The organism is Janthinobacterium sp. SUN137, assembly GCF_030587265.1.
In the GTDB taxonomy this organism is placed as follows: Bacteria; Pseudomonadota; Gammaproteobacteria; order Burkholderiales; family Burkholderiaceae_D; genus Janthinobacterium; species Janthinobacterium kumbetense.
Genome location: NZ_JAPWHZ010000001.1, coordinates 1,200,084 through 1,215,892, shown reverse-complemented (window position 1 = coordinate 1,215,892; position 15,809 = coordinate 1,200,084). Strand labels below are relative to the sequence as shown.

General features: G+C 63.0%; 17 protein-coding genes. 5 read left to right on the top strand and 12 right to left on the bottom strand.

Annotated elements, in window-relative coordinates; translation table 11 throughout:
- Positions 1–32: 32 nt before the first annotated feature.
- The 10 genes from O3298_RS05535 to miaB all read right to left on the bottom strand — a co-directional run bounded on the left by O3298_RS05535 (position 33) and on the right by miaB (position 10,480).
- A complete protein-coding gene (locus O3298_RS05535) occupies positions 33–773 on the bottom strand; it encodes a 1-acyl-sn-glycerol-3-phosphate acyltransferase (RefSeq protein WP_034746739.1) in 741 nt (246 codons plus the stop codon).
- 16 nt (positions 774–789) lie between these two features.
- Positions 790–1,377 (bottom strand): D-glycero-beta-D-manno-heptose 1,7-bisphosphate 7-phosphatase, encoded by a 588-nt coding sequence (gmhB, locus tag O3298_RS05530; protein ID WP_072455078.1) that lies wholly within the window; start codon positions 1,375–1,377, stop codon positions 790–792.
- Positions 1,377–3,479, bottom strand: coding sequence for a glycine--tRNA ligase subunit beta (glyS, locus tag O3298_RS05525; RefSeq protein WP_305058712.1), 2,103 nt, complete (start codon positions 3,477–3,479; stop codon positions 1,377–1,379). The genes gmhB and glyS overlap by 1 nt, the downstream gene beginning before the upstream one ends.
- 39 nt (positions 3,480–3,518) lie before the next feature.
- A complete protein-coding gene (gene glyQ / locus O3298_RS05520) occupies positions 3,519–4,436 on the bottom strand; it encodes a glycine--tRNA ligase subunit alpha (protein ID WP_151096984.1) in 918 nt (305 codons plus the stop codon).
- Between the two features lie 147 nt (positions 4,437–4,583).
- On the bottom strand, positions 4,584–6,164 hold the full coding sequence (gene lnt, locus O3298_RS05515; protein WP_305058711.1) for an apolipoprotein N-acyltransferase: 1,581 nt from the start codon (positions 6,162–6,164) through the stop codon (positions 4,584–4,586).
- Between the two features lie 16 nt (positions 6,165–6,180).
- Positions 6,181–7,059 carry an HlyC/CorC family transporter gene (locus O3298_RS05510; protein ID WP_071075558.1) on the bottom strand — a complete coding sequence of 293 codons (879 nt, stop codon included), beginning with the start codon at positions 7,057–7,059 and terminating at the stop codon, positions 6,181–6,183.
- Between the two features lie 117 nt (positions 7,060–7,176).
- Positions 7,177–7,599, bottom strand: coding sequence for a DUF4259 domain-containing protein (locus O3298_RS05505; protein WP_289913220.1), 423 nt, complete (start codon positions 7,597–7,599; stop codon positions 7,177–7,179).
- A gap of 4 nt (positions 7,600–7,603) precedes the next feature.
- On the bottom strand, positions 7,604–8,068 hold the full coding sequence (gene ybeY / locus O3298_RS05500) for an rRNA maturation RNase YbeY (RefSeq protein WP_099666559.1): 465 nt from the start codon (positions 8,066–8,068) through the stop codon (positions 7,604–7,606).
- The gene (locus O3298_RS05495; protein ID WP_099666560.1) at positions 8,052–9,116 is read right to left on the bottom strand and encodes a PhoH family protein; all 1,065 of its coding nucleotides are present in this window, start codon (positions 9,114–9,116) and stop codon (positions 8,052–8,054) included. The genes ybeY and O3298_RS05495 overlap by 17 nt, the downstream gene beginning before the upstream one ends.
- Positions 9,113–10,480, bottom strand: coding sequence for a tRNA (N6-isopentenyl adenosine(37)-C2)-methylthiotransferase MiaB (gene miaB, locus O3298_RS05490; RefSeq protein WP_305058710.1), 1,368 nt, complete (start codon positions 10,478–10,480; stop codon positions 9,113–9,115). Before miaB ends, O3298_RS05495 begins: the two co-directional genes overlap by 4 nt.
- Before the next feature lie 686 nt (positions 10,481–11,166).
- Between miaB and O3298_RS05485 the strand changes: the two genes are divergently transcribed.
- Positions 11,167–11,493, top strand: a complete 327-nt coding sequence (locus tag O3298_RS05485) for a hypothetical protein (RefSeq protein WP_034746769.1) — start codon at positions 11,167–11,169, stop codon at positions 11,491–11,493.
- A gap of 141 nt (positions 11,494–11,634) precedes the next feature.
- Here the strand turns inward: O3298_RS05485 and O3298_RS05480 are convergent, their stop codons facing one another.
- Together O3298_RS05480 and O3298_RS05475 are read right to left on the bottom strand one after the other, a co-directional pair.
- Positions 11,635–12,480, bottom strand: coding sequence for an HDOD domain-containing protein (locus O3298_RS05480; RefSeq protein ID WP_289903568.1), 846 nt, complete (start codon positions 12,478–12,480; stop codon positions 11,635–11,637).
- Complete coding sequence (locus O3298_RS05475; protein WP_070257435.1) at positions 12,477–12,815, bottom strand: hypothetical protein; 339 nt, start codon at positions 12,813–12,815, stop codon at positions 12,477–12,479. The genes O3298_RS05480 and O3298_RS05475 overlap by 4 nt, the downstream gene beginning before the upstream one ends.
- Positions 12,816–13,016: 201 nt before the next feature.
- Here O3298_RS05475 and O3298_RS05470 point away from each other — a divergent pair, with 201 nt between their 5' ends.
- Genes O3298_RS05470 through O3298_RS05455 form a run of 4 tightly spaced genes read left to right on the top strand, consistent with a single transcriptional unit; the run spans position 13,017 to position 15,774 of the window.
- Positions 13,017–14,594, top strand: a complete 1,578-nt coding sequence (locus O3298_RS05470; protein WP_289913249.1) for a sensor histidine kinase — start codon at positions 13,017–13,019, stop codon at positions 14,592–14,594.
- A 15-nt stretch (positions 14,595–14,609) separates the two neighbouring features.
- Positions 14,610–15,197: a DUF1697 domain-containing protein gene (locus tag O3298_RS05465; RefSeq protein ID WP_289913221.1), complete on the top strand. Its 588-nt coding sequence runs from the start codon at positions 14,610–14,612 to the stop codon at positions 15,195–15,197.
- Positions 15,197–15,598 carry a DUF3224 domain-containing protein gene (locus O3298_RS05460; RefSeq protein WP_289913222.1) on the top strand — a complete coding sequence of 134 codons (402 nt, stop codon included), beginning with the start codon at positions 15,197–15,199 and terminating at the stop codon, positions 15,596–15,598. Before O3298_RS05465 ends, O3298_RS05460 begins: the two co-directional genes overlap by 1 nt.
- Positions 15,595–15,774 carry a hypothetical protein gene (locus O3298_RS05455; RefSeq protein WP_099666566.1) on the top strand — a complete coding sequence of 60 codons (180 nt, stop codon included), beginning with the start codon at positions 15,595–15,597 and terminating at the stop codon, positions 15,772–15,774. Before O3298_RS05460 ends, O3298_RS05455 begins: the two co-directional genes overlap by 4 nt.
- The last annotated feature ends 35 nt before the right edge of the window (positions 15,775–15,809 follow it).

Sequence of the window (15,809 nt, the reverse complement as noted above, 5' to 3'; positions counted from 1 at the left end):
TGTCGGCTCCTGGATGACCGCGCTGATGCCGTCTAGCCAGCGTTGTAGGCGTGAGGCGAAATGACGCGCATTTCTGATTCTATCCAATTTTCCACCTGTTGCATCATGCTGTCCGGGGTTTGCCCTTCCGGCGAAATCGGTTTGCCTATCGAGACGGTGATCAGTCCCGGGCGTTTGAGGAACGATTGCTTGGGCCAGCACTCGCCTGAATTATGCGCAATCGGCACCACCACGGCGCCCGTGGCGATAGCCAAACGCGTGCCGCCGCTCTTGTACTTGCCCGCCTGGCCCACGGGAATGCGGGTACCTTCAGGGAACATGATAATCCATTGGCCATCTGCCAGGCGGCGCTTGCCATGTGCGACGACGCTCTTGAACGCATGCTTGCCCTGCTTGCGGTCGATGGGGATCATGCGCAGCAGCGCCATGGCCCAGCCGAAGAAGGGGATGTACAAAATCTCCTTCTTGAACACATATACGAGCGGACGTGGCAGGCTGGGAAGCAAAAAGATGGTTTCCCAGGCCGACTGGTGCTTCGAGAGCACGATGGCCGGCGCATCGGGGAAGTTCTCTGCGCCCTTGACTTCATAGCGGATGCCGCAAATGACCTTGGCACACCACAGGATAAACACGTTCCAGCGCGAGGTGACCCAATAGCGCTTGTTGTAGCTCAATGGCGCGGCAAAAAAGCACACGCAGGCCCAGACGATGGTGGCCACGATCATGATGATCATGAACAGCAGGGATCGCAGGAACAGGGAAATATTACGCAATGCGGTTCTCCGAAGATTAGATACTGAATGCCACTGTGGGCGCCGGTGTCGCTGGCGCCTTGAGCAGGTGGCTGACGACGGCGGCCAGGTCGGGGAAGACCTGGGTGCCAGGCGGCAGGCCGCCCGTTTCATTGGTCTTCTCGCCCTTGCCCGTCAGGACCAGGTAGGGCACGCAGCCGCTGATGAAGCCTGCCTGCAGGTCGCGCAGCGAATCGCCGACCGTGGGCACGCCCTTCAGGCTGGTGTTGTAGCGCTGCGAAATTTCATGGAACATGCCGGGCTTCGGCTTGCGGCAGTCGCAATTGTCCGCGCCCGCATGCGGGCAAAAGAAGATGGCGTCGATATCGGCGCCCACTTGCTGCGCCAATGTGTGCATCTTCTGGTGGATCGCGTTCAAGACCGTCATGTCGAAGTACTCGCGCGCGATGCCCGACTGGTTCGAGGCGATGACGACGCGATAGCCTGCCTGGTTCAGGCGGGCGATCGCTTCGAGCGAGCCGGGGATCGGCAGCCATTCGGCAGGCGACTTGATGAAGTCCGGCGAGTCATGATTAATGACGCCGTCGCGGTCGAGAATAATCAGCTTCAGCGCCGGCGTGCCCATTATGCCGCCAGCTTCGAAATGTCGGCGACGCGGTTCATCATGCCGTGCAGCGACGACAGCAAGGCCAGGCGGTTGTTGCGCAGGGCGACATCCTCGGCCATTACCATCACGTCGTTGAAGAAACCATCGACGTCGTCGCGCAGCTGCGCCAGGGTTTGCAGGGTGCTGGTGAAGTCGCCCTTGGCGAAGGCCGCGTCGACTTCCGGCTGCACGCGCGAGACGGCGGCGGCCAGTTTTTTCTCCGCCTCGTCCTGCAGCAGCGCCACGTTGACGCCGCCGGCGGCAACCTGGCTCACGGCTTCTTCGTTCTTTTTCAGGATGTTCGTGATGCGCTTGTTGGCGGAGGCCAGCGAGGCGCTTTCCGGCAGGGCGGCAAACGCCTGCACGGCTTCCAGGCGCTGCACGATGTCGTCCAGGCGGTCCGGATTCTGCGCCACGACGGCTTCGATTTCATTCGGCGAGAAACCGCGCTCGCGCAGGATGCCGCGCAGGCGGTCCAGCATGAAGGTGGTCACGTCGGCCACCGGGTCCTTGAAGCCGGGAACGGCTGCGAACTGCGCGGCGGCATCGGCCAGCAAGCCCTGGATCGACAAAGGCAAGCGTTTTTCCAGCAGCATGCGCAGCACGCCCAGGGCATGGCGGCGCAGCGCGAATGGATCCTTGTCGCCCGTCGGCGCCAGGCCGATGGCCCAGATACCGACCAGGGTTTCGAGCTTGTCGGCCAGGGCCACGGCGGTGCCGGTGGCGGTCGATGGCAGGGCGTCGCCGGCAAAGCGCGGCTGGTAGTGCTCCGAGGCGGCCAGCGCCACTTCCTCGGCTTCGCCGTCATGGCGCGCGTAGTACGTGCCCATGATACCTTGCAGTTCGGGGAATTCGCCCACCATGTCGGTCAGCAAATCGGCTTTGGCCAGCAGGGCGCCCCGTTCGGCCAGGGCGACGTCATATTGCAGCTTGGCGGCGATGGCGCCGGCCAGCGACTTGACGCGCTTTGTGCGCGCGGCTTGCGTGCCCAGCTTGTTGTGGTAGACGACATTGGCCAGCAGCGGCAGACGCGATGCCAGGGTCTTCTTCTTGTCTTGCTCGAAGAAGAACTTGGCGTCGGACAGGCGCGGGCGCACGACGCGCTCGTTGCCGCCGATGATGTGCTCTGGCGTGTCCGTCTCGATGTTCGAGACGATCAGGAAGCGCGAGCGCAGCTTGCCTTCGCTGTCCGTCAATGCGAAGTATTTCTGGTTCGTCTGCATGGTGAGGATCAGGCATTCCTGCGGCACGGCCAGGAATTCTTCCTCGAAGTGGCACTCATACACGACCGGCCATTCGACCAGCGCCGTGACTTCATCGAGCAGCGCTTCGGGCATCAGCACCTGGTCGGCACCGGCCTTGTCCAGCAGCTGGGCGCGGATGCGCTCCTTGCGTTCTTCGTTGCTGGCGATGACGCTGGCGTTGAGGATCAGCGACGGTGCATAGTTTTCCGCGTGCGCAATGGTGATCGGCGCGCCGTCGGTGAGGAAGCGGTGGCCCAGGGTGGTGCGGCCGGCCGTCAAGCCCAGCAAGGTCAACGGCAGGATATTGATGCCGTGCAGGGCGATCAGGCTGTGGGCCGGGCGCACGAATTGCACGGTGCTGCCGTCCGGGCGCTGATAGCTCATCAGTTTTGGAATCGGCAGCTTGGCGCAAGATTCGGTTAATGCCGCCTGCGCGCCGGTGGCGAGCTGGCTGCCTGGCGCCGTGTAGGTATAGAAGAAGCTTTCAGCCTTGCCGTCGGCGGCGCGTTCCAGCTCGGCCACCGTCAGGTCGGGGAAGCCCAGCGCGGCCAGTTTCTTGGCCAGCGGCGGCGTGCCGTTGCCGTTCGCGTCCAGCGCCACGGAGACGGGCAAGACTTTTTCGCGGATCGATTTATCGGGCGAGACTTCGCGCACGTTGGTGATGGAAACGGCCAGGCGGCGCGGCGAGGCGTAGCTGGTGGCGACGCTGTCGGCTTCCAGGAAGTCGCGCGCTTTCAGTCCGTTGACGATGCCGGCCGTGAAGGCGGCGCCCAGTTTGGCCAGCGCTTTCGGCGGCAGTTCTTCGGTCAGCAGTTCGATGAGCAGTGTTTGGTTCATGGTGTTCTTGTCTGGTACGGCGGTGTATGAGCTAGGCAATCAAGCGGCGGCGGATTGGTCTGCGGCGGGCAGCATCGGGAAACCGAGGCGCTCGCGCGAGTCGTAATACGCTTGCGCCACCAGGCGCGACAGGGTGCGCACGCGGCCGATGTAGGCGGCGCGTTCCGTCACCGAGATGGCGCCACGCGCATCTAACATATTGAAGCTGTGCGAAGCCTTCATGATCTTTTCGTAGGCGGGCAGGGTCAGTTGCAGCTCGATCAGGCGTTTCGCTTCCGCTTCGTAGTTGCCGAACTGTTCGAACAGCAGGTCCGTATTCGCGTGTTCGAAGTTGTAGGTCGATTGCTCCACTTCGTTCTGATGGAAGACGTCGCCGTAGGTCAGCTTCTTCGTGACCCCGTTCTCTTCCCACTCGGTCCACACCAGGTCATACACGTTTTCCACGCCTTGCAGGTACATGGCCAGGCGTTCGATGCCGTAGGTGATTTCGCCCAGCACGGGCTTGCAATCGAGGCCGCCCACTTGCTGGAAGTAGGTAAATTGGGTCACTTCCATGCCGTTCAGCCAGACTTCCCAGCCCAGGCCCCAGGCGCCCAGGGTCGGGCTTTCCCAGTCGTCTTCGACGAAGCGCACGTCATTCTGCTTCAAATCCAGGCCCAGGGCGGCCAGCGAACCCAGATACAGGTCGAGGATGTTTTCCGGCGCGGGCTTGAGCACCACCTGATACTGGTAATAGTGCTGCATACGGTTCGGATTTTCGCCATAGCGGCCATCTTTCGGGCGGCGCGACGGCTGCACATACGCGGCGCGCCAAGGCTCCGGGCCGATCGCGCGCAGGAAGGTGCCGGTGTGGAAGGTGCCGGCGCCGACTTCCATGTCGTAAGGCTGGAGCAGGGCGCAACCTTGCTTGTCCCAATAGGTTTGCAAGGTCAGGATAATTTGTTGAAATGTGAGCATCGTATGAGTTCGCCGCGCGGGAGGCTGCGCTTTGTTAAGGTTTGCTTGAAGCCCGGACACATGCTTGGAAGCGCGTCCGGGCCGGGGTTTTGCTAATTTTAGCGGTTTTTACGGGCCCACTGTGACTCTTCGGGCAATATCGGCCGCTTATTGCTGCGCGGCGCGGCCACGGCGGGCGGCGCGCGACAGCAGGAAGGCCGTCAGCAGGGCCAGCGCGGCCAGGGCCAGCACCAGTTTGTTGCCGTAAAGAATGTATGGCGTCATGCCGCCCATGCCTTGCACCTTGGCCGCCAGGGTGGCTTGCTGTTCCGGCGGCAGCAGGCTTTGCACTACGCCCTTGCCGTCGATGACGGCGGTGGCGCCCGTATTCGTCGAGCGCAGCATCGGGCGGCCCGTTTCCAGGCTGCGCATCTGCGAAATCTGCAAATGCTGCGGGATGGCGATCGAATCGCCAAACCAGGCCAGGTTCGAGATATTCAGCAGCACGGATGCCGACTGCTTGCCGCTGCGGTGGGCGCTGGCCAGCTGGCCGGCGATTTCCTCGCCAAACAGGTCTTCGTAGCAGATATTCGGTAGCACCAGCTGGTCGCGCACGGCCAAAGGCGCTTGCACCTCGGCGCCGCGGCCCATGTCGCCCAGCGGGATGGCCATCATGGCGACAAACCAGTGCAGGCCGGGCGGCACGAATTCGCCGAACGGCACCAGGTGGTGCTTGCGGTACTGGTAGTACGGTCCCGGCGTGCCGTTGGGCGTGATCCCCACGGCTGCATTGTAGAAGCGCTGCTGCTCGTCGAGCACGGGCATGCCGACCAGGATCGAGCTACCCGTCTGCCGCGCATACGTCGCCAGGCTATCTAGATAGCCGGGCGGCAGCTGGTGCGGCAGCACGGTGACGGCCGTTTCCGGCGTGGCGATCAGGTCGGCCGGCGCGCTGGTGATGGCGCTTTGGTACATCTGCAGGGCGCCCAGCACGAAGCCGGGGTCGAATTTCTGCTGCTGCGGCACATTGCCCTGCAGCAGGCGCACCGTGATCGGGCGTCCGACCGGGTGCGTCCACGCCACGTACTGCAAGCCGATGCCGGCCGCGTACAGCGCGATGATGCCGCCCAGCGCGAACCAGCGCGTGCGATGCGTGAGCAAGAGCAGGGCGCCGGCCGACAGCGCCGCCAGCCAGCCCAGGCCATAGGCGCCGACGATGGGGGCAAAGCCGGCCAGCGGGCTGGCGTTGTGGGCGTAACCGGTGGCCAGCCACGGGAAACCCGTAAACAGCCAGCCGCGCGTCCATTCGAACAGGGTCCAGGTCGCGGGCAGCACCAGCAGGGTCATGGCGGGCAGGGACAGCACCCAGCGCTGGCGCAGCCAGGCGGCAGCGCCCATGGCCAGGGCCACGTAAATGGCCATCAACAGGGCCAGCAGGGCCACGGCGACGGCGGCAATCGGCGCGGCCATGTCGCCATAGCGGTGCATGGAGATGTACAGCCAGTGCGTGCCGGCCGCGCACCAGCCGAAGCCGTAGGCCCAGCCGATCAGCGCGCCGCCCTTGACGCTGGACGAACGCAGCACTTGGTAGAACAGCACGCCCAGGCTGAGGATTTGCAGCGGCCAGTAACCGAAAGGGGCGAACGCCAGCACGGCGACGGCGCCGGCGATGGCGGCAGTCAGCATGCGCGCCCAGGTGCTGCGGGGCGGTTTGGCGGGGGCGTTGGGGTCGGCGCGTCTGAAACGCATTTACAGGACGCGCATGTCAGAGTTCCAGTTCCGGCACGTTGGGCAGGCGCTCGACGAGCAGCACGTGCACCTGGCGCGCATCGGCGCGCAGCACCTCGAAGCGCAGGTTGCCCAGGTCGAAAATATCGCCCTTGTGCGCCATGCGGCCCAGGTACTTCGACACGAGGCCGCCGATGGTGTCGACGTCGTCGTCCACCAGGTGGCTGCCTACCTCTTCGTTGAATTGTTCGATCTCGGTCAGCGCCTTGACGCGCCAGCGGGGGCCGAACTGGCCTTCCTTCAGCGACAGGATATTGTCCTCGGCTTCGTCGAAGTCGTATTCGTCCTCGATATCGCCGACGATCTGTTCCAGCACGTCTTCGATGGTGATCAGGCCGGCGACGCCGCTGTATTCATCGACGACGATGGCCATGTGATTGTGGTTGGCGCGGAAATCGCGCAGCAGCACATTCAGGCGTTTCGATTCGGGGATGAAGATGGCGGGGCGCAGCATGTCGCGTACGTCGAAAGTTTCTTCTGCGTAATAACGCAGCAAGTCTTTCGCCAGCAGGATGCCGATGACCTTGTCGCGCTCGCCTTCGATCGCGGGGAAGCGCGAGTGGGCGGTGGACAGGACTTCCGGCATCCATTCCTCGATCGGCTTGCTGATGTCGATGACATCCATTTGCGAGCGGGGAATCATGATGTCGCGCGCACAGAGATCCGATACCTGAAACACGCCTTCGATCATCGACAGGGCGTCGGCGTCGATCAGCTTGCGTTCATGCGCATCGTGTAGAACATCGAGCAATTCTGCACGGTTCTCTGGCTCGGGGGAAATGAGTGCGGTCAGGCGTTCAAACAGTGACCGGTGGGGCTTGACGTCAGTTCTGACGCCACTAGGGTGCTCGGGCATAGGAGGCGTGAGCCGTTGTTGCGAAGGGATATAGGATACACCAAAAGTGGGGGAATACCGGATTTCCCCGCTTTTGATGCAAATTTAATACGTCGAAGTGCGCCGTTGCCCGATGTTTTACGCGGCGTCCGGGCCCAGCACGCGTGCGCGCAAGGCCGCCACGTCCGCCTGCCAGTCGGCGAAATGCTCGCTGTCCTGCCACAGTTGGCGCAGTTCCGACGACTCGGCCGTGATGCGCTCGAAGGCCAGGCGCGCCTTGTCCAGCAGCGGCGGCGTCACCTTCCTCTTGCAGGCGGCCACCCACTCGTCCACTTCCGCCGTGGCCGGATCGTCCTCGCCCGGCTTGCCCAAGAGGCGCGCGATCACTTCCAGCGCGGCCAGCGCTTCGGCGGCGAACGGCGCTTCCAGCTCCGCTTCCTGGCTGTCGATGACGTTGTCGAGCGTCGTCTCGACCAGTTCCAGGGTTTTATATTCGTGCAAGTCCTGCGCCCAATCCATGGCGTAGTCGTTGCCGAAGGCGTCAGTGGCCCAGGTTCCCATGGTCTTACTCCTTGTACGGGTCGGTGATGCCGAGCTTGGCCAGGATGTCCGTTTCCAGGCCCTCCATTTCGGCCGCTTCTTCGTCATCCATGTGGTCGTAGCCCTGCGCATGCAGCACGCCGTGCACGATCAGATGGGCTGTGTGCTCTTCCACGCTTTTCTTCTGTTCCGCCGCTTCCTTTTCCAGCACGTCGGTGCACAGGATGATGTCGGCGCGCGTCGGCTCGTCGTCGCTTAATTCTTCGCCTTCGTTGTAGGCGAACGTCAGCACGTTGGTGGCGTAGTCCTTTTCGCGGTAATCGCGGTTCAAGGTACGGCCTTCTTCCGCGTCGACGAAGCGGATGGTGAATTCGGCGGGGGCGAACAGGGCCGCCTTGACCCAGCGGCGCACTTTCGGGCGCGTGATCAGGGTTTCCAGGCGGGCGTCCGGGTATTGCACGGACAGGGACAGTTTATTTTTTTCGGACATTTTTGGCGGCAGCTGGTTTCAACAAGGGAAGTAACTGGGCGGCGTCGGCGTTGGCCGCCTGCGCCGTTTCATAGGCGTCGACGATGCGCGCGACGAGCGGATGGCGCACCACGTCGGTGCTGTTAAATTGCGTGAAGCCGATGCCGCGCACGTCTTTCAATACGTGCACGGCGTCGATCAGGCCGCTCGTCTGGCTCTTGTGCAGGTCGACTTGCGTGACGTCGCCCGTCACCACGGCCTTGCTGCCGAAGCCGATGCGCGTCAAAAACATCTTCATCTGTTCGACGGTGGTGTTTTGCGCCTCGTCAAGGATGACGAAGGCGTGGTTAAGGGTGCGCCCGCGCATGTAGGCCAGCGGGGCGATCTCGATCACCTGTTTTTCAAACAGTTTTTGCGTGCGGTCAAAGCCCAGCAAATCATACAGCGCATCGTAGAGGGGACGCAGATACGGGTCGACCTTTTGCGCCAGGTCGCCCGGCAGGAAGCCCAGGCGTTCGCCCGCTTCGACGGCGGGGCGCGTCAGAATGATGCGCTTGACGGCGTCGCGTTCGAGCGCGTCGACGGCGCAGGCGACGGCCAGGTAGGTTTTGCCCGTGCCCGCCGGGCCGACGCCAAAGCTGATGTCGTGTTCGAGGATGTCGCGCAGGTAGGCGATCTGGTGCGGCGTGCGCCCGCGCAGGTCGGCGCGCCGCGTTTTCAGCACGGGGCTGGCGATATCCGGCTCGACGAAGGTGCTGACGGGGGCGTTGGCGTGGTGTTCCGAGGCGGCGGACAGGCCCGCACGCTGTTCCACCAGGGCCAGCTGCACTTCTTCCAGCGGCACGACCTTGTTGGCGATGGCGTAGAACTGTTCGAGGATTTCCACGGCGCGTTCGGCATTGCTGCCGCCGACGATGAATTTCTCGCCGCGGCGGAAGATCGTCACGTCGAGGGCGGCGGAAATCTGGCGCAGGTTTTCATCGAGGGGGCCGCACAGGTGCGCCAGGCGCGTGTTGTCGAGCGGCTCGGGGATGAAGTAATGCGGCTGTATCGGGGCTTTGGTTTTCAACTGGCTCTTTTCAATGCGGGTGCGCTGGCGACGAGTTCGCCGCGCAGGGTGTAGGAATGGCTTTCGGTGATGCGCACGTCGACCAGCTGGCCGATCAGTTGCAAACCGTCAGGGCCGGCGTCGAAATTGACCACGCGGTTGTTTTCCGTGCGGCCTTGCAGTTCGCGATCTATCGTATCCTTTTTCGAGCGGCCTTCGACGAGGATGGTTTGCACGGTGCCGACCATGGCCAGGCTGTATTTGCGCGTGTTGGCGTCGATGGCCGCCTGCAATTGCTGCAGCCGGGCCAGCTTGACTTCATGCGGCGTGTCGTCTTCCAGGCTGGCGGCCGGCGTGCCGGGGCGCTTGCTGAAGATGAAGCTGTAGCTGTTGTCGAAGCCCACGTCGGCGATCAGCTTCATCATGGCGTCGAAGTCGGCCTGGGTCTCGCCGGGGAAACCGACGATGAAGTCGGACGAAATGGCCATGTTCGGGCGCACGGCGCGGATGCGGCGGATGATGGACTTGTATTCGAGGCCCGTGTAGCCGCGCTTCATGGCGCCGAGCACCTTGTCGGAACCGTGCTGCGCGGGCAAATACAGGTGGTCGACCAGCTGCGGGATCTTCGCATAGGCGTCAATCAGGCGCTGCGTGAATTCCTTCGGGTGGCTGGTGACGAAGCGCATGCGTTCGATGCCGGGGATGTCGGCCACGTATTCGAGCAGCAGGGCGAAATCGGCAATGTCTCCGCCTTCCATCGCGCCACGGTAGGCGTTGACGTTTTGCCCCAGCAGGGTGATTTCCTTGACGCCCTGGGCGGCCAGGCCCGCCACTTCCGTCAGCACGTCCTCGAAGCGGCGCGACACTTCCTCGCCGCGCGTGTAGGGCACTACGCAGTAGCTGCAGTATTTGCTGCAGCCTTCCATGATGGAAACGAATGCCGAGGCGCCTTCCACCTTGGCCGGCGGCATGTGGTCGAACTTTTCGATTTCCGGGAAGCTGATGTCCACTTGCGCGTCGCCGCTGGCGCGGCGCAGTTCGATCATCTGCGGCAGGCGGTGCAGGGTTTGCGGGCCGAAGACCATGTCGACATACGGCGCGCGCTTGACGATGGCGTCGCCTTCCTGCGACGCCACGCAGCCGCCCACGCCGATCAGCAGGTGCGGCTTGCCCAGTTTCAGCTCGCGCAGGCGGCCCAGGTCGGAAAACACTTTTTCCTGCGCCTTTTCGCGCACGGAGCAGGTATTGAGCAGGATCACATCGGCATCTTCCGGCGTGTCGGTGCGCACCAGGCCATCGGAGGCGCCCAGCACGTCGGCCATCTTGTCCGAGTCGTACTCGTTCATCTGGCAGCCGAAGGTTTTAATGAATACTTTTTTCTGCATGGCGTCGGGTGCTTATCGGTAAATGTGGCGGCAAATAAGTGGGACAAATAATGGAGCAAATCAGTGTGGCTGCAAATAAGCTGGGCAGGGGGCTTGCGCTGTGCGCCGCTCGGGGCGGGAGGCGGTGGATGACCGGCCGGGCGCCTCTGGCTGCCCGGCGGCAGGCTCGCTGCAAGTTCAGGCCATAGTTTAGCGTAAATCGCCGGGGCGGGCCATGTTGTGCTTACCTTGCCGACAAGGTTGTCGCCTGTATATGCGGCCCTGAGTCGTGATGCTCAAAAGCATTTATTGCCGTGTGACACCATTGATTTGTAACAAGTTGCTGCAAAGCCTTGTGTGCGCCCGCTGGCATCCTAATGTGTTGAAATAGCATCGTTGCCAAGCCAACCAGCAGCTTGATTGATATTTAACAATCAGGAAGTTTGCGCGAGGCGCAGATGCCGCGTGTTTGGGCTAGTATATTGCCTTATATGCAATTCATTTCAGTGAATTGCACGTGCTTTTACTCACGCGGCAAATTGCGTACGTTGGCTGGGCGTGGCTGTGCGAGTCCTGTGCAGGCAGTGCGATACGGAGGAAAGGCGGGGGAGGGCTGAATCCGATGACAGACGTTTATTTGAACACTCTAAGCCAGCCTTAAGTTCGTATCGGCATTATTTTCTACATTCACCAGACGAGGAAAAATCATGGCACATCATGCATTAGCATCGCAAGAGAGTTACAACCCGAACCACCTGCTGGATATTCTGCTGAGCAAGATGCAGCTGAAAAACGATGCAGCCCTGTCGCGTCTGCTCGAAGTGGCGCCACCCGTCATCAGCAAGATCCGCCATCACCGCTTGCCGGTCGGCGCCTCGCTGCTGATCCGCATGCACGAAGTGACGGGCATGAGCATCCGTGACCTGCGCGACTTGATGGGCGACCGCCGCACCAAGTATCGTCTGTCCGACGCCCAGGGCCGTCCAAAGGCGGAAGACCGCGGCGATGCGCAAGAATCGAATTACGCGCACTGATGCGGCGGTGGCGCGCTGACTGTGCCGCTTGCGTAGCTGCTGGCGGCAACAGGCCGGCGTGGACCGGGCAGCATGGACACACCGCAGTACCCTTGACGGCTTTCGCTTTGCAGCGAGAGCCGTTTGCGTTTGCGGCCATGTTTAGCTCAGCAGTGCCGAGGTGATTTCGTCATAGCGCAGTTCCGTCTCGCGGAACAGCTGCAGATACGTGTCTTCGCCCAGGCCCAGCGCATCCCAGGCCACCGGCGAGACGCGCGGCACCATGTCGTCGCCCGCCTGCGCCAGGTCGAGCGCGCAGACGACGGCATTGGCCACGTGGATCAGCGACGCGAGGAAGCCTGCTCCCGGCGTGTCCGGCTGCAGATAGTTGCCCAGCGCCAGGCGCATCGTGTCGGAAAAATTCCAGTGTTCGGCCAGCGCCACGCCGGCTTGCACGTGATCCACGCCCAGTACGGCTTGCTCCGCTTCGAGCAGGCTGCAATCGTGCGCCGCCTGGTGCGCGATGACTTGCGCATAGTGCGCGGGGAAACTGCTGACCAGCACCAGGCGGCCGATGTTGTGCAGCAAGCCGGCCGTGAACGCGTAATCCTGGTTGAAGCGGATTTGCCGCGCCAGCACCTTGGCGCAGGCGGCCGTCGCCACCGAATGGCGCCAGAAGGCCTTGTCGTCGAAACCGGGGCAGCGTCCTTCCGGGAAGCAACCCGTGATGGCCGCCGACGTGATCAGGCTGCGCGTGGTCTGGAAGCCCAGGTAAGTGATCGCCTGCTGGATGGTGGTGGCTTTCACCTGCAAGCCATATTGCGAGGAGTTGGCCAGGCGCAGGGTTTTCGCCGTCAGCGCCTGGTCGTACGACACTTTTTTGGCCAGCACGGAAATATCGACGTCTTCCTGGTCGATGCTGTTCAATAGTTCCATGACGACGGCGGGCAGCGAAGGCAGGTCGTCGAGGTGGGCGACGATATCGTCGAGCGTCAGCTGGGTGCTCATGCTGCCTCTCCCGTGCCCAGGCGGTAAGCCGTGACATAGCTGCGCAGCAAGGTGGTGGCCGCATCCAGGGGATCCTCGGGGTCATGCTTGCGGAACAGGTAGGCCAGCCGTTCGCTGTCGGCCGCCTGTTGCGCGGCGATTTCTTCGGGCGAGGGGGGCGGCGCCTGGATCGGCAGCATGTCGATGTTGTGGCGCGGCATCAGGGCCAGCATGTTTTCCGTCAATACCGCGCCTTGCGGCAACAGCACTTGTCCATGCGCATCGAGCAAGACATCCGACAAGACCATGCCAGGACGAACTTGTTCCAGGGGTAGATGTTGATGCATGACCGCCATGACGACTCCTTAGATGATTGCGGGATATTACCATTGCCATGACGCAATGTCTCAACCTGTATCAAGGCCTGGTGGAAAACGGCATTGCTGTAAATCTTGCCAATAAGCATGTCATACCGTACATTTGATTCAGGCTGTTGTCCGTTGACGTCACTGCGCCCGCGCCGCGGGCTGGCGGCCTGGCCCGGGGAGTGTTGATTGATGGTGAGTATCCAAGTCCGGCTGACCCTGCTTTTTGTCGTGATCGTCACCCTGGTGCTGGGCATTTCGGGTAGCTATACCCAATATACCTTGAGCAAGGAACTCGAATCGGGCAGCGCGCGTCTGCGCAGCGGCGTGCTGACCCGCTTGCAGACCAGCTTGCCGTCCGCCCTGTGGGACCTCGACAAATCCAAGGTCGACAGCATCGTCGCGGCCGAAATGCTGCCGCCGGAACTGGTCGGCATCCGCGTCTACGACGCCTCCGTCGGCCTGTTCGCGGGCGAAGTGCGCGACGCGGCCGGCACCCTGGTGCCTTTGACCTCCGACGTGGCCATGGGCGGCACGCCCGTCGAGGCGCCGCTGGTGTTCCGCGACGCCGTGGCCGCGGCCACGGGCGGCAAGCCGGTGATCGTCGGCAAGGTCATCGTCAATTTCAGCCGTGCCCAGATCGATGCGGCCCTGCGCGGCGAAGTGCGGCGCAAGGTGCTGGAAGTGTTGCTACTTGACATCATTTTGGTGGGCGCCCTGGCGCTGAGCCTGCGCATCGTCTTTGGCCCCTTGAAACAGTTGCGCGACGGCTTGTTCGATCTGGCCACGCGCGGCAGCGATGACGTCGAAGAGCTGCCGGAAAACCGGCGCGACGAGCTGGGCGACGTGATCCGCGGCTTCAATGCCGTGCAGCGCAAGCTCAAGTCCATCATCGAGGGCAGCCGCGAGGCGGAAGACATGGCGCGCCGCTCGCAGCAGGAGACGGCGCAGGCCATGGACGAGTTGCGCCGGGCGCAGGAATCGTTGCTGCAGTCGGAACGCCTGGCCTCGCTGGGCAGCCTGGTGGCGGGCGTGGCGCATGAAATCAACACCCCGGTCGGCATCGCGCTGACCAGCGCCTCGGTGCTGAAGGAAGCCACCGATGACATCAGCGCGGCGGTGGCGGGCGGCAGCGTGAAGAAGACCGATATCGTGCGCTACCTGGAAACGGCCGGCGAAAGCGCGCGCCTGATCATGAACAATGCCTACCGCGCCGCGCACCTGATCCACAGCTTCAAGCAGATCGCCGTCGACCAGGTCAGCGAAGCGCGCCGTTTGTTCGAATTGCGCGACTATATCGGCGAAGTCATCTCGAGCCTGCAGCCGACCTTGAAAAAGACGCGCATCCGCATCGATATCGATTGCCCGCCCGGCATCATGCTCGACAGCTATCCTGGCGCGCTGGCGCAGGTGCTGACCAACCTGGTCCTGAACTGCGTCGAGCACGCCTTCGATGCGGACACGGACGGCCACATCCATATCGGCGTGCACGGCGACAACGACTGGATCGCCATGCAGGTGCGCGACAATGGCCGCGGCATCGCGCCCGACATGCTCGACCGCGTGTTCGACCCGTTTGTCACCACGCGGCGCGGACAGGGCGGCACGGGCCTGGGCTTGAATATCGTATTCAACTTGATTGCCAAGCAGTTTGGCGGCACCATCACGGTCAGCAGCACCTTGGGGCAGGGCGCGACGTTCCTGCTGCGCCTGCCCAAGGTGACGCCATTGCCGGAAGGCGCCGCCAGCGTTCCGGCCGGCCAGGCATAGGCAAGGAGACAACACATGGCACAGATGGAAAATAGTCAGCAAGTGGCGCTTTTGCGCGGGATCAATGTCGGCCGCGCCAAGCGCGTGGCCATGGCCGACCTGCGCAAGCTGCTGGGCGACCTGGGTTTTGCACAGGTGCGTACCGTGCTCAACAGCGGCAACGTCGTGTATGACGGAGGCAAGGTCGCGCCGGCCGACGCCGCTGCCCGCATCGAGGAAGCGCTGGTGCTGAAACTGGGCGTGGCGGCCCGGGTGACGGTGCTGTCGGCCAGGCAGTTTGCCGAACTGATCGAACAAAACACCCTGGCGCCGGCGGCCGATGCGGCGCGTCTGCTGACCTTGGTGCTGAACAATCCGGCCGACATGCAGCGCCTGGCGCCCCTGGCGCAGCGGCCGTGGCAGCCGGAAGCGCTGGTCCTGGGGCGCTGGGCCGCGTATGCCTGGTGTCCCGACGGCGTGTTGGCCAGTAAGGTGGTGGCGGCGCTGGGCGTGCTGCTCGGCGATGGCGTCACCTCGCGCAACTGGGCCACCATGCAAAAATTACATGTGCTGCTGAACGGGCCGGAGGCGGCCGCCACCTCTTCATTTTCCAAGGAGTACTGATGCCTACCATTCACGGTACCTTCGACGTCACCATCACCCCGGAAACCTTGTCGGACACGGCCGCGCAATCGGGGTTGGGACGCCTGTCGCTCGACAAGCGCTACCACGGCGCCCTCGACGCCAGTGCGCGGGGCGAGATGCTCAGCGCGCGCGCCAGCGTGGCGGGCTCGGCAGGCTATGTGGCGCTGGAGCGGGTGGAAGGCACGCTGGACGGGCGTCACGGCAGCTTTTATTTGCAGCACAGCGGCACGATGACGCGCGGCGCGCCCGCCTTGTCGGTGACGGTGGTGCCCGATACGGGGACGGAGCAATTGCAAGGCCTGTCGGGCAGCCTGGCCATCCGCATCGAAGAGGGCAAGCATTACTATGCTTTCACGTATGAGATTGCTGACACGCCATGAACTGGGAGATCGTCAAGGGCGTGCTGATATTGCTGGTCGCCGTCAGCGTCCTGGGCACGGCCTTCGTGCTCATTTCCGCCTCGGGCACGGACAAGGCAGCCTGCATCGCGCGCGCCCTGAAGTCGGGCATTCCTGTGGGCAATATCGAACGGGTTTGCCGCTTGCTGGACAAGTGAGCATCAAGTGAGCATCAACCCAGGCAAGGCAGGCA

Bases quoted from the DNA above. Each gene is read 5' to 3' on its own strand.
- gmhB (WP_072455078.1), bottom strand. From the start codon at position 1,377: ATGGGCACGCCGGCGCTGAAGCTGATTATTCTCGACCGCGACGGCGTC.
- glyS (WP_305058712.1), bottom strand. From the start codon at position 3,479: ATGAACCAAACACTGCTCATCGAACTGCTGACCGAAGAACTGCCGCCG.
- glyQ (WP_151096984.1), bottom strand. From the start codon at position 4,436: ATGCTCACATTTCAACAAATTATCCTGACCTTGCAAACCTATTGGGAC.
- lnt (WP_305058711.1), bottom strand. From the start codon at position 6,164: ATGCGTTTCAGACGCGCCGACCCCAACGCCCCCGCCAAACCGCCCCGC.
- O3298_RS05510 (WP_071075558.1), bottom strand. From the start codon at position 7,059: ATGCCCGAGCACCCTAGTGGCGTCAGAACTGACGTCAAGCCCCACCGG.
- O3298_RS05505 (WP_289913220.1), bottom strand. From the start codon at position 7,599: ATGGGAACCTGGGCCACTGACGCCTTCGGCAACGACTACGCCATGGAT.
- ybeY (WP_099666559.1), bottom strand. From the start codon at position 8,068: ATGTCCGAAAAAAATAAACTGTCCCTGTCCGTGCAATACCCGGACGCC.
- miaB (WP_305058710.1), bottom strand. From the start codon at position 10,480: ATGCAGAAAAAAGTATTCATTAAAACCTTCGGCTGCCAGATGAACGAG.
- O3298_RS05485 (WP_034746769.1), top strand. From the start codon at position 11,167: ATGGCACATCATGCATTAGCATCGCAAGAGAGTTACAACCCGAACCAC.
- O3298_RS05480 (WP_289903568.1), bottom strand. From the start codon at position 12,480: ATGAGCACCCAGCTGACGCTCGACGATATCGTCGCCCACCTCGACGAC.
- O3298_RS05475 (WP_070257435.1), bottom strand. From the start codon at position 12,815: ATGGCGGTCATGCATCAACATCTACCCCTGGAACAAGTTCGTCCTGGC.
- O3298_RS05470 (WP_289913249.1), top strand. From the start codon at position 13,017: ATGGTGAGTATCCAAGTCCGGCTGACCCTGCTTTTTGTCGTGATCGTC.
- O3298_RS05465 (WP_289913221.1), top strand. From the start codon at position 14,610: ATGGCACAGATGGAAAATAGTCAGCAAGTGGCGCTTTTGCGCGGGATC.
- O3298_RS05460 (WP_289913222.1), top strand. From the start codon at position 15,197: ATGCCTACCATTCACGGTACCTTCGACGTCACCATCACCCCGGAAACC.
- O3298_RS05455 (WP_099666566.1), top strand. From the start codon at position 15,595: ATGAACTGGGAGATCGTCAAGGGCGTGCTGATATTGCTGGTCGCCGTC.